The 21050-nt window shown below is 71.9% G+C and carries 16 protein-coding genes; 9 read left to right on the forward strand and 7 right to left on the reverse strand.

The window, feature by feature from the left end; all coding sequences use genetic code 11:
• Positions 1-121 precede the first annotated feature (121 nt).
• From trpC to lgt, 6 genes are all read left to right on the forward strand, one after another.
• The gene (gene trpC / locus SMIR_RS28775) at positions 122-931 is read left to right on the forward strand and encodes an indole-3-glycerol phosphate synthase TrpC (RefSeq protein ID WP_075026357.1); all 810 of its coding nucleotides are present in this window, start codon (positions 122-124) and stop codon (positions 929-931) included.
• Positions 932-938: 7 nt separating this feature from the next.
• Entirely contained in the window at positions 939-1217 is a 279-nt protein-coding gene (gene trpM, locus SMIR_RS28780; protein WP_422664470.1) for a tryptophan biosynthesis modulator TrpM, read from the forward strand.
• A gap of 185 nt (positions 1218-1402) precedes the next feature.
• Positions 1403-2695 carry a tryptophan synthase subunit beta gene (trpB, locus tag SMIR_RS28785; RefSeq protein WP_168490567.1) on the forward strand — a complete coding sequence of 431 codons (1293 nt, stop codon included), beginning with the start codon at positions 1403-1405 and terminating at the stop codon, positions 2693-2695.
• On the forward strand, positions 2692-3507 hold the full coding sequence (gene trpA / locus SMIR_RS28790; RefSeq protein WP_168490566.1) for a tryptophan synthase subunit alpha: 816 nt from the start codon (positions 2692-2694) through the stop codon (positions 3505-3507). The genes trpB and trpA overlap by 4 nt, the downstream gene beginning before the upstream one ends.
• A gap of 117 nt (positions 3508-3624) precedes the next feature.
• Positions 3625-4401, forward strand: coding sequence for a DsbA family protein (locus SMIR_RS28795; protein WP_168490565.1), 777 nt, complete (start codon positions 3625-3627; stop codon positions 4399-4401).
• A gap of 214 nt (positions 4402-4615) precedes the next feature.
• Entirely contained in the window at positions 4616-5719 is a 1104-nt protein-coding gene (gene lgt / locus SMIR_RS28800; protein ID WP_212727559.1) for a prolipoprotein diacylglyceryl transferase, read from the forward strand.
• Positions 5720-5775: 56 nt separating this feature from the next.
• On the opposite strand, the gene SMIR_RS28805 is transcribed toward lgt, so the two are convergent.
• From SMIR_RS28805 to SMIR_RS28835, 7 genes are read right to left on the reverse strand one after another with little or no spacing between them, the layout of a single operon-like run.
• The gene (locus tag SMIR_RS28805; protein WP_422664471.1) at positions 5776-6612 is read right to left on the reverse strand and encodes an HpcH/HpaI aldolase/citrate lyase family protein; all 837 of its coding nucleotides are present in this window, start codon (positions 6610-6612) and stop codon (positions 5776-5778) included.
• Positions 6609-7859: a CaiB/BaiF CoA transferase family protein gene (locus tag SMIR_RS28810; protein WP_248002876.1), complete on the reverse strand. Its 1251-nt coding sequence runs from the start codon at positions 7857-7859 to the stop codon at positions 6609-6611. Before SMIR_RS28810 ends, SMIR_RS28805 begins: the two co-directional genes overlap by 4 nt.
• Entirely contained in the window at positions 7856-8701 is an 846-nt protein-coding gene (locus SMIR_RS28815) for a PfkB family carbohydrate kinase (RefSeq protein WP_168490564.1), read from the reverse strand. Before SMIR_RS28815 ends, SMIR_RS28810 begins: the two co-directional genes overlap by 4 nt.
• Positions 8698-10071 carry an ADP-ribosylglycohydrolase family protein gene (locus SMIR_RS28820; RefSeq protein ID WP_212727560.1) on the reverse strand — a complete coding sequence of 458 codons (1374 nt, stop codon included), beginning with the start codon at positions 10069-10071 and terminating at the stop codon, positions 8698-8700. Before SMIR_RS28820 ends, SMIR_RS28815 begins: the two co-directional genes overlap by 4 nt.
• Positions 10071-11231, reverse strand: a complete 1161-nt coding sequence (locus tag SMIR_RS28825) for an ADP-ribosylglycohydrolase family protein (protein ID WP_212727561.1) — start codon at positions 11229-11231, stop codon at positions 10071-10073. Before SMIR_RS28825 ends, SMIR_RS28820 begins: the two co-directional genes overlap by 1 nt.
• Before the next feature lie 7 nt (positions 11232-11238).
• Positions 11239-12534, reverse strand: a complete 1296-nt coding sequence (locus tag SMIR_RS28830) for an ADP-ribosylglycohydrolase family protein (protein WP_248002875.1) — start codon at positions 12532-12534, stop codon at positions 11239-11241.
• On the reverse strand, positions 12531-13631 hold the full coding sequence (locus SMIR_RS28835; RefSeq protein WP_168490561.1) for an ADP-ribosylglycohydrolase family protein: 1101 nt from the start codon (positions 13629-13631) through the stop codon (positions 12531-12533). Before SMIR_RS28835 ends, SMIR_RS28830 begins: the two co-directional genes overlap by 4 nt.
• 249 nt (positions 13632-13880) lie before the next feature.
• Here SMIR_RS28835 and SMIR_RS28840 point away from each other — a divergent pair, with 249 nt between their 5' ends.
• The 3 genes from SMIR_RS28840 to gltD all read left to right on the forward strand — a co-directional run bounded on the left by SMIR_RS28840 (position 13881) and on the right by gltD (position 21022).
• Complete coding sequence (locus SMIR_RS28840) at positions 13881-14612, forward strand: VIT1/CCC1 transporter family protein (protein ID WP_168490560.1); 732 nt, start codon at positions 13881-13883, stop codon at positions 14610-14612.
• Positions 14613-14976: 364 nt separating this feature from the next.
• Positions 14977-19569 carry a glutamate synthase large subunit gene (gene gltB / locus SMIR_RS28845; protein ID WP_168490559.1) on the forward strand — a complete coding sequence of 1531 codons (4593 nt, stop codon included), beginning with the start codon at positions 14977-14979 and terminating at the stop codon, positions 19567-19569.
• Positions 19562-21022, forward strand: a complete 1461-nt coding sequence (gene gltD, locus SMIR_RS28850; protein WP_168490558.1) for a glutamate synthase subunit beta — start codon at positions 19562-19564, stop codon at positions 21020-21022. Before gltB ends, gltD begins: the two co-directional genes overlap by 8 nt.
• Positions 21023-21050: the final 28 nt, after the last annotated feature.

A 21050-nucleotide genomic window follows, 5' to 3' on the forward strand; every position in this document is an offset into this window, starting at 1 on the left:
ACCGGATGTGATGCCTAGCCCTTCCTCCGGATACCATCGGAGTGACCCATCATGACCGTCGCGACGGCGGTCTGGGGTCGACAGGCTCAACCGTTCACCGTCAGGGAAGGGGGCCGCTCGCGTGAGTGTGCTCGACGAGATCATCGACGGAGTCCGTGCCGACCTCGCGGAGCGGCAGGCGCGCGTCAGCCTCGACGAGCTCAAGGAGCGCGCGGCGAAGGCTCCCGCGGCCAAGGACGGCGTGGCCGCCCTGCGTGGCGACGGCGTCAAGGTCATCTGTGAGGTCAAGCGCTCCAGCCCGTCCAAGGGCGCGCTCGCCGCGATCGCCGACCCCGCGGCCCTGGCCGCGGACTACGAGGCGGGCGGCGCGGCCGTCATCTCGGTCCTGACCGAGCAGCGCCGCTTCGGCGGCTCGCTGGCCGACCTGGAGGCCGTCCGCGCCCGGGTCGACATCCCCGTGCTCCGCAAGGACTTCATCGTCACGTCGTACCAGCTGTGGGAGGCCCGCGCGTACGGCGCCGACCTCGCGCTGCTGATCGTGGCCGCCCTCGACCAGGCCGCCCTGGAGTCCCTCATCGAGCGCGCCGAGTCCATCGGACTCACGCCGCTCGTCGAGGTGCACGACGAGGACGAGGTCGAGCGGGCGGTGGACGCCGGCGCGAAGGTCATCGGCGTCAACGCGCGCAACCTCAAGACCCTCAAGGTGGACCGCACCACCTTCGAGCGGGTCGCTCCCGAGATCCCGTCCGGCCTCGTCAAGGTCGCCGAGTCCGGCGTCCGCGGGCCGCACGACCTCATCGCGTACGCCAACGCCGGCGCCGACGCGGTCCTGGTGGGCGAGTCCCTCGTCACCGGCCGCGACCCGAAGACGGCGGTCGCCGACCTCGTCGCGGCCGGGGCCCACCCCGCGCTGCGCCACGGACGGAGCTGACACCCCGGTGCACAGCGCGCTCCACGCCACCGCCGTCACCCGTCCGGGCTCGCGCCCCGACGGGGGAGTGGCGTGCGTGCGGGCGGCTGCCGCCGGGGTGCGCGATCCCTACGCCCGCCTCGCCCGCGGCTGTCGGCCGCGCGGCTGCCGGGCACCGGCCCGCCGCGTCCACGGGCGCCGCGTGCGGTATGTCATCGGTGACGAACCGGGCCAGGTCAACGGCATGCGATGGCCCGCCGGCGCACGCGTACAGGCGCCGCTCCGGGCCCGCCGCACCCCGCGGTGAGCTGACAGCTCCGACTCCCTCGTGCCACGTCGTGGCGGCCGCTCGCCGTCGCGACGGGAACTTCGTCTTCGGTACGGGCGGGTGGCGGGAAGCGAACGGTGTCGTCCGGGCGACCTGTGCGTGCGCGACTGACGTGACCCCTGTCCGACCTGTAACCGGGGCTGTCGCCCCTGCGAGGTATCCGCATGCCCAGCGAGTTCTTCATTCCCGACCCCGAGGGTCAAGTCCCCACCGCCGAGGGGTACTTCGGCGCGTTCGGCGGCAAGTTCATCCCGGAGGCGCTGGTCGCCGCCGTGGACGAGGTCGCCGTCGAGTACGACAAGGCGAAGGCGGACCCCGAGTTCGCCCGCGAGCTCGACGACCTGCTCGTCAACTACACCGGGCGCCCGAGCTCACTCACCGAGGTGTCCCGCTTCGCCGAACACGCCGGTGGCGCGCGCGTCTTCCTCAAGCGTGAGGACCTCAACCACACCGGGTCCCACAAGATCAACAACGTGCTCGGTCAGGCCCTCCTCACCAAGAGGATGGGCAAGACCCGCGTCATCGCCGAGACCGGCGCCGGTCAGCACGGCGTGGCCACCGCCACCGCCTGCGCGCTCTTCGGCCTCGAGTGCACGATCTACATGGGTGAGATCGACACCCGGCGGCAGGCACTCAACGTGGCCCGCATGCGCATGCTCGGCGCCGAGGTCATCGCCGTGAAGTCCGGCTCCCGCACCCTCAAGGACGCCATCAACGAGGCCTTCCGGGACTGGGTCGCCAACGTCGACCACACGCACTACCTCTTCGGGACCGTCGCGGGGCCGCACCCCTTCCCCGCCATGGTCCGCGACTTCCACCGCGTCATCGGCGTCGAGGCCCGGCGGCAGATCCTGGAGCGTGCCGGACGGCTCCCCGACGCGGCCATCGCCTGCGTCGGCGGCGGCTCCAACGCCATCGGCCTCTTCCACGCCTTCATCCCGGACGCGGACGTACGCCTCATCGGCTGCGAGCCCGCCGGGCACGGTGTGGAGACCGGGGAGCACGCCGCGACCCTGACCGCCGGTGAACCCGGCATTCTGCACGGGTCGCGGTCGTACGTCCTCCAGGACGAGGAAGGGCAGATCACCGAGCCCTACTCCATCTCGGCGGGCCTCGACTACCCGGGCATCGGACCCGAGCACTCGTACCTCAAGGACAGCGGCCGCGGCGAGTACCGCGCGGTCACCGACGACGCGGCCATGCAGGCCCTGCGCCTGCTCTCCCGCACCGAGGGCATCATCCCGGCGATCGAGAGCGCCCACGCGCTCGCCGGGGCCCTGGAGGTCGGCAAGGAGCTGGGCAAGGACGGGCTGATCATCGTCAACCTGTCCGGGCGCGGCGACAAGGACATGGACACGGCCGCCCGCTACTTCGGCCTGTACGACACCGCCGCCGACGCCGTCGTCGAGCCGGACGCCGACGGTGACATCGCCGAGATCGAGGGGGACGCCAAGTGAGCGGCAACATCCAGCTGTTGAGCGACACCCTCGCCGCCGCGAAGGCGGAGGGGCGTTCCGCCCTCATCGCGTACCTCCCGGCCGGGTTCCCGACGGTCGACGGCGGGATCGCGGCCGTCAAGGCCGTCTTCGAGGGCGGTGCGGACATCGTCGAGATCGGTCTGCCGCACAGCGACCCCGTCCTCGACGGGCCCGTCATCCAGACCGCCGACGACATCGCCCTCAAGGGCGGCGTCAAGATCGCCGACGTCATGCGCACGGTCCGCGAGGCGCACGGGGCCACCGGGAAGCCGGTGCTCGTCATGACGTACTGGAACCCCATCGACCGCTACGGCGTCGAGCGCTTCACCGCGGAGCTGGCGGAGGCGGGCGGAGCGGGCTGCATCCTGCCCGACCTGCCCGTCCAGGAGTCGGCGCTGTGGAGGGAGCACGCGGAGAAGCACGGCCTCGCGACCGTGTTCGTCGTCGCGCCCAGCAGCAAGGACGCCCGGCTCGCCGAGATCACCGCGGCGGGCAGCGGCTTCGTGTACGCGGCCTCGCTGATGGGGGTCACGGGCACGCGGGAGTCCGTGGGGGCCCAGGCCCAGGACCTGGTGCGGCGCACCAAGGCCACCACCGAGCTGCCGGTCTGTGTCGGCCTCGGTGTCTCCAACGCCACCCAGGCCGCCGAGGTGGCCGGCTTCGCCGACGGCGTGATCGTCGGCTCGGCCTTCGTCAAGCGGATGCTGGACGCGGAGGACGAGGCCGCGGGCCTCGACGCGGTCCGCGCCCTCGCGGGCGATCTGGCGAAGGGCGTGCGCGGCACGGCCTGAGACACCTTCCGCCGCGTACGCGTCCTGTTGCGTACGTAACGGACAATCCACTCACTCGAACGGGTGGACCTGGGACCGGGGAGGCGCGCTGCGCCTCCCCGGTTCGTTCTGCCGGTTGTGAGCGAGAAGAACCGTGACGGAAAGCGCACCGCCCGCGAGCGGATGGCGGTCGAGCGAGAGAAGCAGAAGGCCGCGGACAAGCGCCGGCGGGCGCTGATCGTGGGCGCGTCGGTGGTGTGTGTCCTGGCTCTTGCCGGGGTGGTGGGCGTTTTGGCCGCCAACTCGGGCAAGGACAAGAAGAGCGCCGCGTCGGGCCCGGCCGTGTCGCCCTCGGGTGCGATCGGCAAGGACGGCCTCGCGATCCCCGTCGGCAAGGACGGCGCCAAGTCGGCCCTCACGGTCTGGGAGGACTTCCGCTGCCCGGCCTGCCAGGCCTTCGAGACGGTGTACCGGCCGACGATCCACGAGCTGGTGGACGCCGGAAAGCTCAGGGTCGAATACCACCTGGTCACGCTCATCGACGACGGCAGGGGAGGCAGCGGATCCCGGCACGCGGCCAATGCCGCGGCCTGTGCCCAGGACGCCGGAAAGTTCACGCAGTACCACGACGTGCTGTACGAGAACCAGCCCAACGAGGCCAGCGACGACTTCTCGAGCGACGGCAAGCTCATCGAGCTGGCGGGCAAGGTCGACGGGCTGAATACCCCGGCCTTCCAGAAGTGCGTGAAGGACGGCACGCACAACAGTTGGGTCGTGAAGTCGAACGCGGCCTTCCAGAGCGGCGGTTTCAGGGGCACGCCGACCGTGCTGCTGGGCGGCAAGAGCATCTACGGGGACTCGACGATGACCCCCGCGAAGCTCAAGCAGATGGTGGAGGCGGAGAACAAGGCCTGAGCCCCGCGTCTGCCCTGCGCCCCCGGCTCGGACACGGGCCGGGGGCGGCTCATGTCGTGGCTCACGTCCTGACCCGAGGTGTGGCCTCCGTCACGGCCTTTGTCACGGCCTCTGGCACGGCCTTTGTCGCGGCCTCCGTCAGGGCCCCTGTTATGGACCCGTAGCCGGGCTGCTTGCCGTGGGTCCGGTCCGGCAGGGTAGCGTCGACCCTGCCATGGAACTTGCCTACATTCCCAGCCCGTCGCACGGTGTGGTGCACCTCGGCCCCATTCCGCTGCGCGGCTACGCGTTCTGCATCATCATCGGCGTCTTCGTAGCCGTCTGGCTCGGCAACAAACGCTGGATCGCCCGAGGCGGGCGGCCCGGCACGGTGGCCGACATCGCGGTGTGGGCCGTCCCGTTCGGCCTTGTCGGCGGCCGGCTCTATCACGTGATCACGGACTACGAGCTGTACTTCAGCGACGGCCGTGACTGGGTGGACGCCTTCAAGGTGTGGCAGGGCGGCCTCGGCATCTGGGGCGCGATCGCGCTCGGTGCGGTGGGCGCGTGGATCGGCTGCCGCCGACGCGGCATCCCGCTCCCCGCCTGGGCCGACGCCCTCGCCCCCGGCATCGTCTTCGCCCAGGCCATCGGGCGCTGGGGCAACTGGTTCAACCAGGAGCTGTACGGCAAGGCGACGGACGTGCCGTGGGCGCTGCACATCACGTCCTCCACGGACGGGCGCGTGCCGGGGTACTACCACCCGACGTTCCTGTACGAGTCCCTGTGGTGCGTCGGTGTCGGCTTCCTCGTCATCTGGGCGGACCGCCGCTTCAAGCTGGGCCACGGGCGGGCGTTCGCGCTGTACGTAGCCGCGTACTGCGTCGGCCGCGGCTGGATCGAGTACATGCGCGTCGACGACGCCCACCACATCCTGGGCCTGCGTCTCAACGACTGGACCGCGATGGTGGTCTTCCTCCTCGCGGTGACCTACATCGTGGTGTCGGCGCGGCTGCGGCCGGGACGCGAGGAGGTCGTCGAGCCGGACGGGGACACTCCCGACGGAGATGCCGTCGCCCTCGACAAGAAGGCCGACGACAAGGCCGACAGCAAGGCTGACGACGACAAGGCCGACGACAAGGCTGACGACGACAAGGCCGACGAGACGACCGACAAGAAGTCCGACGGCAAGAAGCCCGGCGCGAAGACGGACACCGAGTCCGACGAGACCGCGCTGTCCAAGGAGCCCGTGGAGTCCCCGGAATCCGAGGAGCTCGTGGAGTCCGAGGAGTCCGAGGACGCGGCGAGGGGCGAGGCCGAGTCGGCCAAGAAGGTCTGAGTTCCTCCGGTACGTCGAAGGGGGCGCCGCGTCTGAGGACGCGGCGCCCCCTTCGCTCATTTCCGGCGGGACAGCGCCAGCGTGCGGCGGGCGCCCGCCACGACCGCCGCGTCCACGAACCGGCCGTCGGGCAGGGCCTGGGCACCCGGCTCGGTGGCGGCGGCCTTGACGATGAGCTCGGCGGTCTCGACCTCGGCCGGGGTCGGGAGATAGGCGTGTTCGATCACCGGGAGCTGGCGGGGGTGGATGGCCGCGCGGCCGAGGAAGCCCAGGGTGCGCCCGTGGGCGCAGGAGGCGGCCAGGCCTTCGAGGTCCCGGATGTCCGGGTAGATCGACTGTGTGGGTGGCGCGAGGCCGGCGGCCCGGGCGGCGACCACGATCCGGGCACGGGCCCAGTCCAGGCCCGCGTCCTCCCGTACGCCCAGGTCGGCCCGTAGATCCGCCTCCCCCAGTCCGATGCCGCGCACCGCCGGGTGGGCCGCCGCGATGGTGAAGGCGTGTTCGACACCGAGGGCGGTTTCCAGGAGGGCGTACAGGGGGATCGCGCCTCCCTCGGAGGGGGCCGAGTGTTCCGCGACCCGGACGACATCGGCGGGGGAGGTCACTTTGGGCAGCCGGAGGCCGGAGAGGCCGGGGAGCGGGGCGAGCGTGCTCAGGTCCGCCTCGGCGAGGGGACCGTCCAGCGCGTTCACGCGGACGTGGACCGGGACCGGGGGAGGGTCCGAGAGCAACTCGGCGGTGGCGGCGCGGGCGTACTTCTTGCGGTGCGGGGCGACCGCGTCCTCCAGGTCGATCAGGACGACGTCCGCGCCGGAGACGAGGGCCTTGGCCACCACCTCCGGGTGGTCTCCGGGGGCGTAGAGCCAGGTGAGCGGGAGGGCCGGGATCCTCATAGGGCGCCTTCCGATCTGAGAGTGGTGATCTCGGCCTCGGACAGGCCGAGTTCGGTGAGGACGGCGTCCGTGTCGGCGCCGTGGGGGCGGCCCGCCCAGCGGATCGCGCCGGGGGTGGCGGAGAGCCTGAAGAGCACGTTCTGCATGCGCAGGGGGCCGAGTTCGGGGTCTGCGACGGTGGTGATCGTGTCCAGGGCCGCGTACTGCGGGTCCTCCATCACATCCCGTACGTCCTGGATCGGGGCCACCGCCGCCTCCGCCTTCTCGAAGGCGTCCAGGACCTCCTCGCGGCGGTGGCGGGCGATCCAGGTGCCCACCGCCTCGTCCAGGACGTCCGCGTGGCGGGCCCGGTCGGCGCCCGTCGCGAACCACGGTTCCTCGATCAGCTCCGGGCGTCCGACCAGCCGCATCAGCCGCTCGGCGATCGACTGGGCGGAGGTCGAGACGGCGACCCAGGAGCCGTCCGCCGTGCGGTAGGTGTTGCGGGGCGCGTTGTTCGCGGAGCGGTTGCCGGTGCGGGGCTGGACGTGGCCCAACTGGTCGTACCAGAGCGGCTGTGGGCCGAGCACGGTGAGGATCGGCTCGATGATCGCCATGTCGACCACCTGGCCGCGGCCCGAAGCGTCGCGGGCGCGGAGCGCGGCCATGACGGCGTACGCCGTCGCCAGGCCCGCGATCGAGTCGGCCAGGCCGAAGGGCGGGAGGGTCGGCGGGGAGTCCGGTTCGCCGGTGATCGCCGCGAAGCCGCTCATCGCCTCGGCGAGCGTGCCGAAGCCGGGGCGGTGCGCGTACGGGCCGAACTGGCCGAAGGCGGTCACACGGGCGAGGACGAGGCGGGGGTTGGCGGCCGACAGCTCCGCCCAGCCCAGGTCCCACTTCTCCAGGGTGCCGGGCCGGAAGTTCTCGATGATCACGTCGGCGGTGGCGGCGAGGCGCAGGAGGGTGGCGCGGCCGCCGGGCCTGGACAGGTCGAGGGTGATGGTGCGTTTGTTGCGGCCGAGGAGCTTCCACCACAGGCCGATGCCGTCCTTCGACGGGCCGTGGCCCCGGGAGGGGTCGGGCTTGGCCGGGTGCTCGACCTTGACGACCTCCGCGCCGAAGTCGCCGAGCATGGTGGCGGCGAGCGGTCCGGCGAACAGGGTGGCGAGGTCGAGGACGCGCAGCCCGGTGAGCGGGCCACGACTCGTCCCCGACTCGGTGAGCGGACCGCGATCCGTCCCCGCCTCGTGATCCGTATGCCCGCTCATGAGGTGTGCCGGGTGTTCGAGGCGGCCTGGGCGTCGATCTCGGAGCGGTACGGCATCGAGGACGAGGCGCCGGCGCGCTGCACCGACGGGGACGTGGTCGTCGACGCCCACGCGAGGGAGGCGCGCATCGGCCGGCCCTCCGCCGGCGCGACCGCGAGGATGCCACCCGCGCCGGTCGAGTCCACGGCGGTGATCCGGGGCGCGGGCACGGTGAGGGGTTCGGCGCCGCGGGCCGCGTACGGACTGCCCGCCGCGCCCAGGGTGACGACGACTTCGGGTACCTGGTCGAGCAGGGCGATGGAGGCGAGGAGTTCGGGCGGCAGGGACTGTACGGGGGAGGGGGTCAGGATGGTCCGGACGTCGTGGCGGCGCGCGGCCTCGGCGCCCGTGAGGACGGCGGCCGGCGGGATCTCGGGCTGGAGCAGCAGCGCGTCGGCGCCGGGGGCGAGGTGGTCGACGGTGGCGTCGGCACCGGGGACGACGACGATCGCGTTGCCGCCCTCGTCGTCCACGACGATGTGCGCCGTGCCGGACGGGCCCTCGGTGGTGCGCAGGTGGTCGGTGTCCACGCCCATGGGGGTCCCCCCTGCTCGAGCGAAGCCGAGAGCTTGGGGGAGCTCCGGGGTCGTACGGAGCTGGGAGCCGAAGGCGTCGGCGCCCACCGCGCCGATCATCGAGACGTCGGAGCCCGCGTGGGCCGCGGCCACCGCCTGGCCCGCGCCCTTGCCGCCGGGGATCGTACGGAACTCCCGTCCCGTCACGGTCTCTCCGCGCTGCGGGGCCTTCGCGACGTACGCGACGAGGTCCATGTTCGTGCTGCCGAGCACGGCGATTTGGGTCATGGGTGACGGGTCTCCCGGTGCGTGAGCTGGTGGGTCAGCTGGGCGAGGGTGTCGAAGCCGATGCCGTCGAAGTCGGCGACGGAGGTGGCGAGGCGGTTCTTGAGGGGGGTGGTCCAGCGGTCGGGGAGCGCGGCGGGGGTGCCGGTGAGGAGGCCCGCGACGCTGCCCGTCGTCGCGCCGTTGGAGTCGGTGTCCCAGCCGCCGGACACCGCGCGGCAGATGGAGCCGGAGAAGTCGCCGTCCGCGTGGGTGAGGGCGGCGGCGATCAGGGCGGTGTTGGGGAGGGCGTGGACCCAGTGGTAGGCGCGGTGGGTGGCGTGCAGGGCGTCGACGACCGTGTCGAAGTCCTCGGTGGTGCGGGCGAGGTGGACGGCGTGGCGGATCGCCTCGGCCAGCCGGGAGGCGGGGGGCACGACGGTGAGGCCGGTGCGCAGGCAGGCGTGGATGTCGCCGCGGCCGGTGGCCGCCTCGGCGATGGTGGCCGCCGTGAACATCGCCGCGTACACGCCGTTCGCGGTGTGGGTGAGGGTGGCGTCCCGGTGGGCCGCTTCCGCGGCGGCGGCCGGATCGCCCGGGTTCGTCCAGCCGTGGACGTCGGCGCGGATCAGGGCGCCGATCCATTCGCGGAAGGGGTTGCGGTGGCGGGCCGTGTGCGGGGGTTCGATGCCGGTGAGGAGGTTGCGGTAGGCGACGCGTTCGGCGGTGAACGTGCGGCCGGCGGGGAGTTCGTCCAGCCAGAGGCGGCCCACGTCGGCGGTCGTGAAGTCCCTGCCGTATCGCTGGAGCAACAGGAGGTTCAGGAGGGGGTAGTTGAGGTCGTCGTCCTCGGGCATGCCGTCGATGTTCTCGGCGAGGGAGGTGGGGGCGGAGCGTCTGTTCCAGGGGTGGGCCCGGAGGAGGTCGTCGGGTACGTCCCGGGCGGTGAACCAAGTGTGCAGGGGCCAGTTTCCGGCGGCCCGGGCCAGTTGGCGGATGCCGTCGAGGGGGAGCTTTTCCACCGGTTTGCCAAGGAGGCAGCCGACCGCTCTGCCCAGCCAGGCGGTTTCCAGGTGGGCCTGGGTGGGGGCTGGGGTGGGCACGGGTCGGGCGGGCCAGTTCGGGCAGTGGGCCCTGATCCGGCCGAGGTCTGTCGGCTCTGTGTCCGCCAACTCACCGGGCAGCTCCGCCAGTTCGTCCAGGAGGTCTTCCGCCAGTGCGTGTAGGTACCGCGAGGCCGGAGTCGGGGACGCGCCCGCGCGCGGTGGGGCCTTTGGGCCGCCCGCCGCGTGCCAGCGGGCGGCGATCGCCTCCGGTGCGCGGCCGTCCTGATACGCCTGGGCGAGCTCGTGGCCGAGGAGGTCCTCCGGTTGGACCCAGGTCAGTCGGAGCATCACGGGGTCCCCGTCAGCTCGGCGTACGCCGACTCGTGGGCGCGGCGACGGCCCACGTCACGAGCGAAGATCTCGCGGGTCACCCCGGTGAGGGTGGTCGCCGGGGCGTGCAGGTCCAGGCGGCTGGCCTCGGCGACCGTCTTGGCCCAGTCGTGGGGGACCTCGGAGCCGAGGGCACCGGCGAGGGCGCCGGACATGGTGGCGATGGAGTCGCAGTCGCGGCCGTAGTTCACCGAGCCGAGGACCGCGTGCCGGTAGTCGCCCCCGGACACCACCAACATGCCCAGGGCGACGGGGAGTTCCTCGATCGCGTGGAGACGGGAGGGGCGGCGGGCGGCGAGGGAGGGGGAACGGTAGTCGGGGCCGACCGTGTCGTAGGGGATCACCGCCTCGCGGAGCGGGATCAGCGCCGACTCGAAGTCCGTGTGGCGGGCGGCGACTTCGCAGACCGCCTCGATCGCCGACCGGGTGCCGTCCTTCGCCAGGGACAGGCAGGCCGCGACGACCGAGTCCGGGCTCGCCCCGGGCGCGCACGCCGCCGCCACCCCCGCCGCGAAGACGCCCGCCGCCTCCCGCCCGTACGACGACTGGTGGGCGCCCGCGATGTCGAGCGCCTCGGCGTACGCGCCCGCCGGGTTGGCCGCGTTGACCAGGCCGGCCGGCGCCATGTACATCGCGGCGCCGCAGTTGACGATGTTGCCGGTACCGGCCTCCCGGGGGTCCACATGGCCGTAGTGGAGGCGGGCCACCAGCCACTTCTCCGCGAGGAAGATCCGCTGGAGGGGGATGGCCTCGGCCTCCAGTTCCGGGATCCAGCGCGGGCCCGTCATGAGGTCGGGGACCAGGTGCTCGGCGACGGCGTACGCGTCGAGGTGGTCGCGGACGGTGGCGTACACGCGTACCAGCGCATGGGTCATCAGGGTGTCGTCGGTGACGTGTCCGTCGCCCTTGTGGTACGGGGCGATGGGGCGGGCGGTGCGCCAGGCGTCGCCGTTCCAGGGGCCGACGATGCCGTGGATCCGGCCGCCGTGCCGTTCGACGATCTGCTCGGGGGTGTAGCCCTCGACGGGGCCGCCGAGCGCGTCGCCGACGGCGGCTCCGACGAGGGCTCCGGTGATGCGTTCGTCGAGGGTTCCCGTTCCTTCTCCTTTGGGCGTCATGCCCGAATCATCCCTCTGGGGTGGCCAGTTCCGTCGCTTCCAGGAGGTCGGCGAGTCCGATCAGGTCCGTGCCCGTGAGCCGGGGCAGCGCGCAGCCGGACAGGATGCGGCAGGCGTCGCGCCAGGAGGCAGGGATCGCGCCGCCGCCGCCCAGCGCGCCGGTGAGCGCGCCCGCGAGGGCCGGGGCCGAGTCCGCGACCCGGGACAGACAGGCGGCGGCGGGCACCGCCTCCGCGATCCGGCCGCGTGCGGCGGTGGCCAGGGCGAGGGCGACCGGCACGGTCTCCGCCGCCGCGATGCCGTAGCTGTAGACGTGGTCGACGATCTGGTGTTCCAGGAGGGGGACCAGGGCGAAGGTGTCCTCGCTGGCGCGGGCGAGCCGCAGTGCGTGCCGGGCGTTGCGGCCGATCTCCGTCGACTCGGGGAGCTCGGCGAGGGCGGCGTCCGCGCAGGCGTCGACGTCGGCCCCGGCGAGGGCGAGCGCGAGGGCCGCGGCCATCGCGCGGGCGCCGTGCACCCCGTCGCCGTCCTGGGTGTAGCGGGCGTCGAACTCGGCGAGTTCCGCGGCGAGTCGGGGGTCGCCCGGGTGCGCCACGGCGAGCACACAGGCCCGTACACAGGCCGCGTCGTCGAAGTAGTGCGGGTTGTCGTGGCCGGTGGCGGGCGGGCGCAGCCCGGTGGCGAGGTTGCCCAGGCCCGCCCGTACGGAGATCCGGGCGCGCAGGGGGAGCAGCGCGGACTCGACCTCGGGGGCGCGCTCGGCGGCCGCGGCGACCTCGCTGGCGACGGCGTTCCAGGACAGGTCGATGGATGCCCGCATCCGGCGTTCCCGGCTCAGGTCGCCGAGCGCGCTGCGGTCCCCGGCGCGCAGCACGGCCTCCGCCGCGAACGCCGCCCACTCCGCGTCGTCCGACGGGCCGAGCCGCAGGGGTTCCGGCGGCTGATTGAGCGCGATGGGCACGGGCAGGGTCGTCGTCGCGTTCTGCTCCGCGAAGGTGTCCAGCTCGCGGGTCAGCCGCCGGGTCCACTCGGGCATCCGGGCCGCGCGGTGCCGGCCGGCGGGCCAGCCGGCGGCGTCGCCCGCGGCGAGCCCGAGCAGGAGGCCCTCGATCCGGCGGGGGTGCGGGGCGGGTACGGGGGCGGCGCCCCGCTCCGTACGGGGGTCCGCATCCGTCGAGGGGGAGTCCCCGGTGTCGGACGTCGAGGGTGGGTCCCCGATGTCGGAGATCGAGATCGATCCCCCGGTCCCCGGTGCCGAGGCCGATCCCGTGCCGGGTTCGTCGCCCACCAGGCCGGGTCTCATGGCTGCACCTCGTCATCTTCGTCGGCAAGGATGTAATCGCTGGTGAGGGCGTACGGGTCGGGGGGCGGAGGCGCCGTGCTCCCGGTCCCCCACTTCCCGTCGTCCCCCGGTGTGAGCAGTTCCGCCACGTCCAGTACGTGGTGGCCCGCCATGGAGGGCAGGCAGCTGCCGCGTGCCGGGCCGATCGCCGCCGCCCAGTCCGCCGGGATCGCGGCGGCGCCCCGGGTCGCCCCGGCCAGCGCGCCCGCCACCGCGGCCGTGGTGTCGGCGTCGCGGCCCATGTTGACGGCGGTGAGGACGGACTCGGTGAAGTCGCCGTCGGCGGCGGCGTACGCGCCGAAGGCGAGGGCGACGGCCTCCGGGGCCAGGTCCGTCCAGGGGTAGCCGCCGATGACGACCGCCGAGCGGACCGCCCGTTCCCCGCGGTGGGCGACGGCCACCGCCCGGCGCAGGGAGCGGGCCGTCCAGGAGTCGTCCGGGATCACGGCGAGCGCGGAGGCGACCACCGCGATCGTGGCCGCGCCCGCCATCGCCGCCGCGACCCCCGCCGCGACCGCCTGGCCGCCGTAGATGCCCTCGCCTTCGTGGCTCACCGAGCCGTCGATCGCCACCAGCCGGGCCGCCTCCGCCGGGCGCCCGGCCGCGAAGACGCCGAAGGGGGCCGCGCGCATCGCCAGACCGTCGCTCCAGGCGTGCCGGTGCTGGGCCGAGATGGGGGCCGCGAGTCCCCGGCGCAGGTTCTCCAGGGTGCCGCGCTCGCTGAAGCCGGCGCCCCGGAACGGCCCCTCGTCACGGTCGGCGATCCACTGGTGCCAGGCCGCCTCGACATGCGTCACGGTCAGCGCCGAACCGTGCCGGGCCAGCAGCAGCCCCGAGAAGATCGCGTACTCCGTGTCGTCCGTCCCGGCCGGTTGATCGGCGACGTACCCCGTGATCCGTCCCCACTTCGCGCGGATCTGCGACGGCCTCATGTTCTCGGCGGGCGCGCCCAGCGCGTCCCCGACGGCGAGGCCGAGCAGCGCGCCGCGGGCCCGCTCGCGCAGAGCGGCCGAGTCCCCGGGTGCCGGGACGGAGGGAATGCAGGCGATGGAAGCCATACGGTGCCTCTCCTCTCAGGGCGCAGAGCCCTTTGGGGATGTGTCCCACGGGAGGGGGCGGGGAGAGCCGTCCGCGGCTCCTCATTCACCCGGTCGACATCTGTGCATGATCCATCACGGATGAGCGGCTGAGCGTAAAACCGCAGGTTAGCCCAGCCTTTCCTTGCTGGCGGAGAAGAAATTACCGGCGTACTTTCGTGGTTGTCGAAAAGTAGAAACAGTCCAATCGAAGGATCCTGGGGGACCGGTATGTCCATCATCGAGACCGAAGCGACCCTGCACGAGGCGCACCGCGACAACCACACCCACCGGGACGTGAACGGCGGATGGCTGCGCCCGGCCGTGTTCGGCGCGATGGACGGGCTCGTGTCCAACCTCGCCCTGATGACCGGCGTCGCCGGCGGGTCCGTCTCCCACCAGACGATCGTCATCACCGGGCTCGCGGGCCTGGCCGCCGGCGCCTTCTCCATGGCCGCCGGCGAGTACACCTCCGTCGCCTCGCAGCGCGAACTCGTCCAGGCCGAACTCGACGTCGAGCGCCGTGAGTTGAGAAAGCATCCGCAGGACGAGGAGCGCGAGCTCGCCGCGCTGTACGAGTCGCGCGGCGTCGATTCCGCACTCGCCAGCGAAGTGGCCAAGCAGCTCTCGCGCGACCCCGAGCAGGCCCTGGAGATACACGCCCGCGAAGAGCTCGGCATCGACCCGGGCGACCTGCCCTCCCCGGCCGTCGCCGCCGTGTCGAGCTTCGGCTCCTTCGCCCTGGGTGCCCTGCTCCCCGTACTGCCGTATCTGCTCGGCGCGACCGTCCTGTGGCCCGCGCTGCTGCTCGCGCTGATCGGGCTCTTCGCGTGCGGCGCGATCGTGGCCCGGGTGACGGCTCGAACCTGGTGGTACAGCGGAATCCGGCAGCTCGCGCTCGGGGGTGCCGCGGCGGGTGTGACGTACGTCCTGGGCAGCCTGTTCGGTACCGCCGTAGGATGAGTTCTCGCGCACTTATGCAAGGGACTGCATAAGTAGCCGTTACTCCCTGGTTTCGATCGCTTAACCACTGGGAATGAGCCGTAAGCGCTGCGGGCAATGAGGCCTGCGCCGCTTCAGTGCGGTGGGTGACGTTGCCCGCCGTACCCCGGACCCGCGGACACTGATCTGTCCGCTTAGGTCCCCTTAACTCCACCGTCGTGCGCGGTACCCCCACGCCACCCACCGGTGTCCGCATGTTGGAACGGAGTATCCGGTTCCCGAGAACCATTCCATCATGTAACCTGCACGAAATTTTGCACCCCCAGCAGAGGGCCAACGTCGTCCCTCGGCACATGCATATGCCACGACGACGACGGGAGAGCCGATGCGTTCGCCGCGCCAGCCGTCCCAGCACTCCACGAATGGCCAGAACTGGTCCTTCATGGATGCTCGCCCTGCTGCGCAGGGTATGTACGACCCCCGCAACGAGCACGACGCCTGTGGCGTCGGCTTCGTGGCCACCCTCACCGGTGAGGCGAGCTACGCGCTGGTCGAGCAGGCGCTCACCGTGCTGCGCAACCTGGAGCACCGGGGTGCCACCGGCGCCGAGCCCGACTCGGGCGACGGCGCGGGCATCCTGTCCCAGGTCCCCGACGCGTTCTTCCGTGAGGTGGCCGAATTCGAGCTGCCCGCGGCCGGCGCGTACGCGGTCGGCATCGCCTTCCTGCCCGAGGACGGCATCGAGGATGTCGTCTCACAGATCGAGACGATCGCCGCCGACGAGGGCCTGACCGTCCTCGGCTGGCGCGAGGTTCCGGTCGCCCCCGAACTGCTCGGGGCCACCGCCCGCTCCACGATGCCCGCCTTCCGCCAGATCTTCGTCACGGACGGCGTCTCGACCGGCATCGAGCTCGACCGCAAGGCGTTCGTGCTGCGCAAGCGCGCCGAGCGCGAGGCCGGCGTGTACTTCCCGTCGCTCTCCGCGCGCACCATCGTCTACAAGGGCATGCTGACCACCGGCCAGCTGGAGCCCTTCTTCCCGGACCTGTCCGACCGCCGCTTCGCCTCCGCGATCGCGCTCGTGCACTCCCGGTTCTCCACCAACACCTTCCCGAGCTGGCCGCTCGCCCACCCGTACCGCTTCGTCGCGCACAACGGCGAGATCAACACGGTCAAGGGCAACCGCAACTGGATGCAGGCGCGCGAGTCCCAGCTGGTCTCGGATCTCTTCGGGGACAAGGGCCTGGAGCGGGTCTTCCCGATCTGCACGCCCGACGCGTCCGACTCCGCCTCCTTCGACGAGGTGCTCGAGCTCCTCCACCTCGGCGGCCGCTCGCTCCCGCACTCCGTGCTGATGATGATCCCGGAGGCGTGGGAGAACCACGACTCCATGGACCCGGCCCGCCGCGCCTTCTACCAGTTCCACTCCACGATGATGGAGCCCTGGGACGGCCCGGCCTGTGTCACCTTCACCGACGGCACCCAGGTCGGCGCGGTCCTCGACCGCAACGGTCTGCGCCCCGGCCGCTACTGGGTCACCGACGAGGGCCTCGTCGTCCTCGGCTCCGAGGTCGGCGTCCTCGACATCGACCCCGCGAAGGTCGTCCGCAAGGGCCGCCTCCAGCCCGGCAAGATGTTCCTCGTCGACACCGCCGAGCACCGCATCATCGAGGACGACGAGATCAAGGCCGCCCTCGTCGCCGACAAGCCGTACGCGGAGTGGCTGGAAGCCGGCGAGATCGAGCTCTCCGACCTCCCCGAGCGCGAGCACATCGTGCACACCCACGCCTCGGTCACCCGCCGCCAGCAGACCTTCGGCTACACCGAGGAAGAGCTGCGCATCATCCTCGCGCCGATGGCCAACACCGGCGGTGAGCCGCTGGGCTCCATGGGCACGGACTCGCCGATCGCGGCCCTCTCCGCGCGCCCGCGCCTGCTCTTCGACTACTTCACCCAGCTGTTCGCGCAGGTCACCAACCCGCCGCTGGACGCGATCCGCGAGGAGCTCGTCACCTCGCTGCGCTCCTCGCTGGGCCCGCAGGGCAACCTGCTGGAGCCCACAGCCGCGTCCTGTCGTAGCGTCACCCTGCCCTTCCCGGTGATCGACAACGACGAGCTGGCCAAGCTCATCCACATCAACGCCGACGGCGACATGCCGGGCATGAAGGCCGCGACCCTGTCCGGTCTCTACCGGGTCAGCGGTGGCGGCGACTCCCTCGCCGCGCGGATCGAGGAGATCTGCGCGGAGGCCGACGCCGCCATAGAGAACGGCGCCCGTCTGATCGTCCTGTCGGACCGCCACTCCGACGCCGAGCACGCGCCGATCCCCTCGCTGCTGCTCACCGCGGCCGTCCACCACCACCTCATCCGCACCAAGCAGCGCACCCAGGTGGGCCTGCTGGTCGAGGCGGGCGACGTCCGCGAGGTCCACCACGTGGCCCTCCTCATCGGCTTCGGCGCCGCCGCGGTCAACCCGTACCTGGCGATGGAGTCGGTCGAGGACCTGGTCCGCGCCGGTACCTTCCTGGGGGACATCGAGCCCGAGCAGGCCATCCGCAATCTGATCTACGCGCTCGGCAAGGGCGTCCTCAAGGTCATGTCCAAGATGGGCATCTCGACCGTCGCCTCCTACCGCGGCGCCCAGGTCTTCGAGGCCGTCGGCCTCGACCGGGCCTTCGTCGAGAAGTACTTCAACGGCACGGCCACCAAGATCGGCGGCGCCGGTCTCGACGTCATCGCCAAGGAGGTCGCGGCGCGGCACGCCAAGGCCTACCCGGCCTCCGGCATCGCCCCGGCGCACCGGGCCCTCGACATAGGCGGCGAGTACCAGTGGCGCCGCGAGGGCGAGCCGCACCTGTTCGACCCGGAGACGGTCTTCCGCCTCCAGCACTCGACGCGCTCCGGCAGCTACGACATCTTCAAGAAGTACACGGACCGGGTGAACGAGCAGTCCGAGCGCCTGATGACGCTCCGCGGCCTGTTCGGCTTCAAGTCCGACCGGCAGCCGATCTCGATCGACGAGGTCGAGCCGGTGAGCGAGATCGTCAAGCGCTTCTCCACCGGCGCCATGTCGTACGGCTCCATCTCCAAGGAGGCGCACGAGACCCTCGCCATCGCCATGAACCAGCTGGGCGGCAAGTCCAACACCGGTGAGGGCGGCGAGGACGCGGACCGGCTCTACGACCCGGCGCGCCGCTCGTCGATCAAGCAGGTCGCCTCCGGCCGCTTCGGCGTCACGTCGGAGTACCTGGTCAACGCCGACGACATCCAGATCAAGATGGCGCAGGGCGCCAAGCCCGGCGAGGGCGGCCAGCTGCCCGGCCACAAGGTCTACCCCTGGGTCGCCAAGACCCGGCACAGCACCCCGGGCGTGGGCCTGATCTCTCCGCCCCCGCACCACGACATCTACTCCATCGAGGACCTGGCCCAGCTGATCCACGACCTCAAGAACGCGAACCCGCAGGCGCGGATTCACGTGAAGCTGGTCTCCGAGGTCGGGGTCGGCACGGTCGCCGCGGGTGTCTCCAAGGCGCACGCGGACGTGGTGCTCATCTCCGGCCACGACGGCGGTACGGGCGCCTCCCCGCTGACGTCCCTGAAGCACGCCGGCGGCCCCTGGGAGCTCGGCCTCGCCGAGACCCAGCAGACGCTGCTGCTCAACGGCCTGCGCGACCGTATCGTCGTGCAGACCGACGGCCAGCTGAAGACCGGCCGTGACGTCGTCATCGCCGCGCTGCTCGGCGCCGAGGAGTTCGGTTTCGCGACCGCGCCGCTCGTCGTCTCCGGCTGCGTCATGATGCGCGTCTGCCACCTGGACACCTGCCCGGTCGGCATCGCCACCCAGAACCCGGTGCTGCGCGAGCGCTTCGCCGGCAAGGCCGAGTACGTCGTGAACTTCTTCAAGTTCATCGCCGAAGAGGTCCGCGAGATCCTCGCCGAGCTCGGCTTCCGCACGATCGAGGAGGCCGTCGGCCACGCCGAGAACCTCGACGTGGAGCGGGCGATCACCCACTGGAAGGCGCAGGGCCTGGACCTGTCCCCGCTCTTCCACGTGCCCGAGCTGCCCGAGGGCGCGGTGCGCCACCAGGTCATCGCCCAGGACCATGGTCTGGAGAAGGCGCTCGACAACGAGCTGATCAAGCTCGCCGCCGACGCGCTGGCCGCGAACACCCAGGCCGACGCCCAGCCGGTGCGCGCCCAGGTCGCGATCCGCAACATCAACCGCACGGTCGGCACCATGCTCGGCCACGAGGTGACGAAGAAGTTCGGTGGCGGGGGCCTGCCCGACGACACCATCGACATCACCTTCACCGGCTCCGCGGGCCAGTCCTTCGGCGCCTTCCTGCCGCGCGGTGTCACGCTGCGCCTGGAGGGCGACGCCAACGACTACGTCGGCAAGGGCCTCTCCGGCGGCCGGGTGATCGTCCGTCCCGACCGGGGCGCCGACCACCTCGCCGAGTACTCGACCATCGCGGGCAACACCATCGCGTACGGCGCGACGGGCGGCGAGCTCTTCCTGCGCGGCCGCACCGGCGAGCGCTTCTGCGTCCGCAACTCCGGCGCGACGGTGGTCTCCGAGGGCGTGGGCGACCACGGCTGCGAGTACATGACCGGCGGCCACGCGGTCGTCCTCGGCGAGACGGGCCGCAACTTCGCGGCCGGCATGTCCGGCGGCATCGCGTACGTCGTCGACCTGAACCGCGACAACGTCAACGCCGGCAACGTGGGCGCCGTCGAGGCTCTCGACGACACCGACAAGCAGTGGCTGCACGACGTGGTGCGCCGCCACCAGGAGGAGACCGGCTCGACCGTCGCCGAGAAGCTCCTTGCGGAGTGGGACACAGCGGTGGACCGCTTCAGCAAGATCATCCCCAGCACGTACAAGGCAGTGCTCGCCGCCAAGGACGCCGCCGAGCGAGCCGGACTCCCCGAGTCCGAGATCACCGAGAAGATGATGGAGGCGGCGACCAATGGCTGATCCCAAGGGCTTTCTGAACCACGGCCGCGAGGTCGCCAGGACCCGCCCCGTCGAGGAGCGCGTCAAGGACTGGAACGAGGTCTACGTTCCGGGCTCACTGCTCCCGATCATCTCCAAGCAGGCCAGCCGTTGCATGGACTGCGGGATCCCGTTCTGCCACAACGGCTGTCCGCTGGGGAACCTGATCCCCGAGTGGAACGACTACGCCTACCGCGAGGACTGGTCCGCCGCGTCCGAGCGTCTGCACGCCACGAACAACTTCCCGGAGTTCACGGGCCGCCTGTGCCCCGCTCCCTGCGAGTCGGCGTGTGTGCTCGGCATCAACCAGCCCGCCGTGACCATCAAGAACGTCGAGGTCTCGATCATCGACAAGGCGTGGGACACGGGCGATGTCGCCCCGCGGATCCCCGAGCGCCTGTCGGGCAAGACCGTCGCGGTCATCGGCTCGGGCCCGGCGGGCCTGGCCGCCGCCCAGCAGCTCACCCGGGCGGGCCACACGGTCGCCGTGTACGAGCGTGCCGACCGCGTCGGCGGCCTGCTGCGCTACGGCATCCCCGAGTTCAAGATGGAGAAGCGGCACATCAACCGCCGCATCGAGCAGATGCGCGCGGAGGGCACCCGCTTCCGCACCGGCATCGAGATCGGCCGCGACCTCAAGGCGACGGACCTGCGCAAGCGGTACGACGCCGTGGTCATCGCCGCCGGTGCGACGACCGCGCGTGACCTCCCGGTCCCCGGCCGCGAGCTCAAGGGCATCCACCAGGCCATGGAGTACCTGCCGCTGGCCAACAAGGTCCAGGAGGGCGACTACGTGGCGCCCCCGATCACGGCCGAGGGCAAGCACGTCGTGGTCATCGGCGGCGGCGACACCGGCGCGGACTGCGTGGGCACCGCCCACCGCCAGGGCGCTGCCTCGGTCACGCAGCTGGAGATCATGCCGCGACCGGGCGAGGAGCGGAACCCGGGCCAGCCCTGGCCGACGTTCCCGATGCTCTACAAGGTCACCTCCGCGCACGAGGAGGGCGGCGACCGCGTCTACTCGGTCTCCACCACCCACTTCGAGGGCGACGAGGACGGCAACGTCCAGTGGCTGCACCTCGCCGAGGTCGAGTTCGTCGACGGCAAGCTGAACCAGAAGCCGGGCACGGAGCGCAAGATCCCCGCCCAGCTGGTCACACTGGCCATGGGCTTCACCGGCACCGACGTCGAGAACGGCGTGGTCTCCCAGTTCGGCCTGGAGCTCGACGCGCGCGGCAACATCGCCCGCGACGCCGAGTTCGCGACGAACGTGCCCGGCGTGTACGTCGCCGGTGACGCCGGCCGCGGCCAGTCGTTGATCGTGTGGGCCATCGCGGAGGGCCGCTCGGCCGCCCGCGGGGTCGACCGCTTCCTGACCGGGGCCAGCGATCTGCCGGCCCCGATCCGCCCGACGGACCGCTCGCTGATGGTCTGACGCTCCACCCCAACAAACGTCCCGTACA

The sequence above is a fragment of the Streptomyces mirabilis genome (genome assembly GCF_018310535.1).
GTDB lineage: Bacteria > Actinomycetota > Actinomycetes > Streptomycetales > Streptomycetaceae > Streptomyces.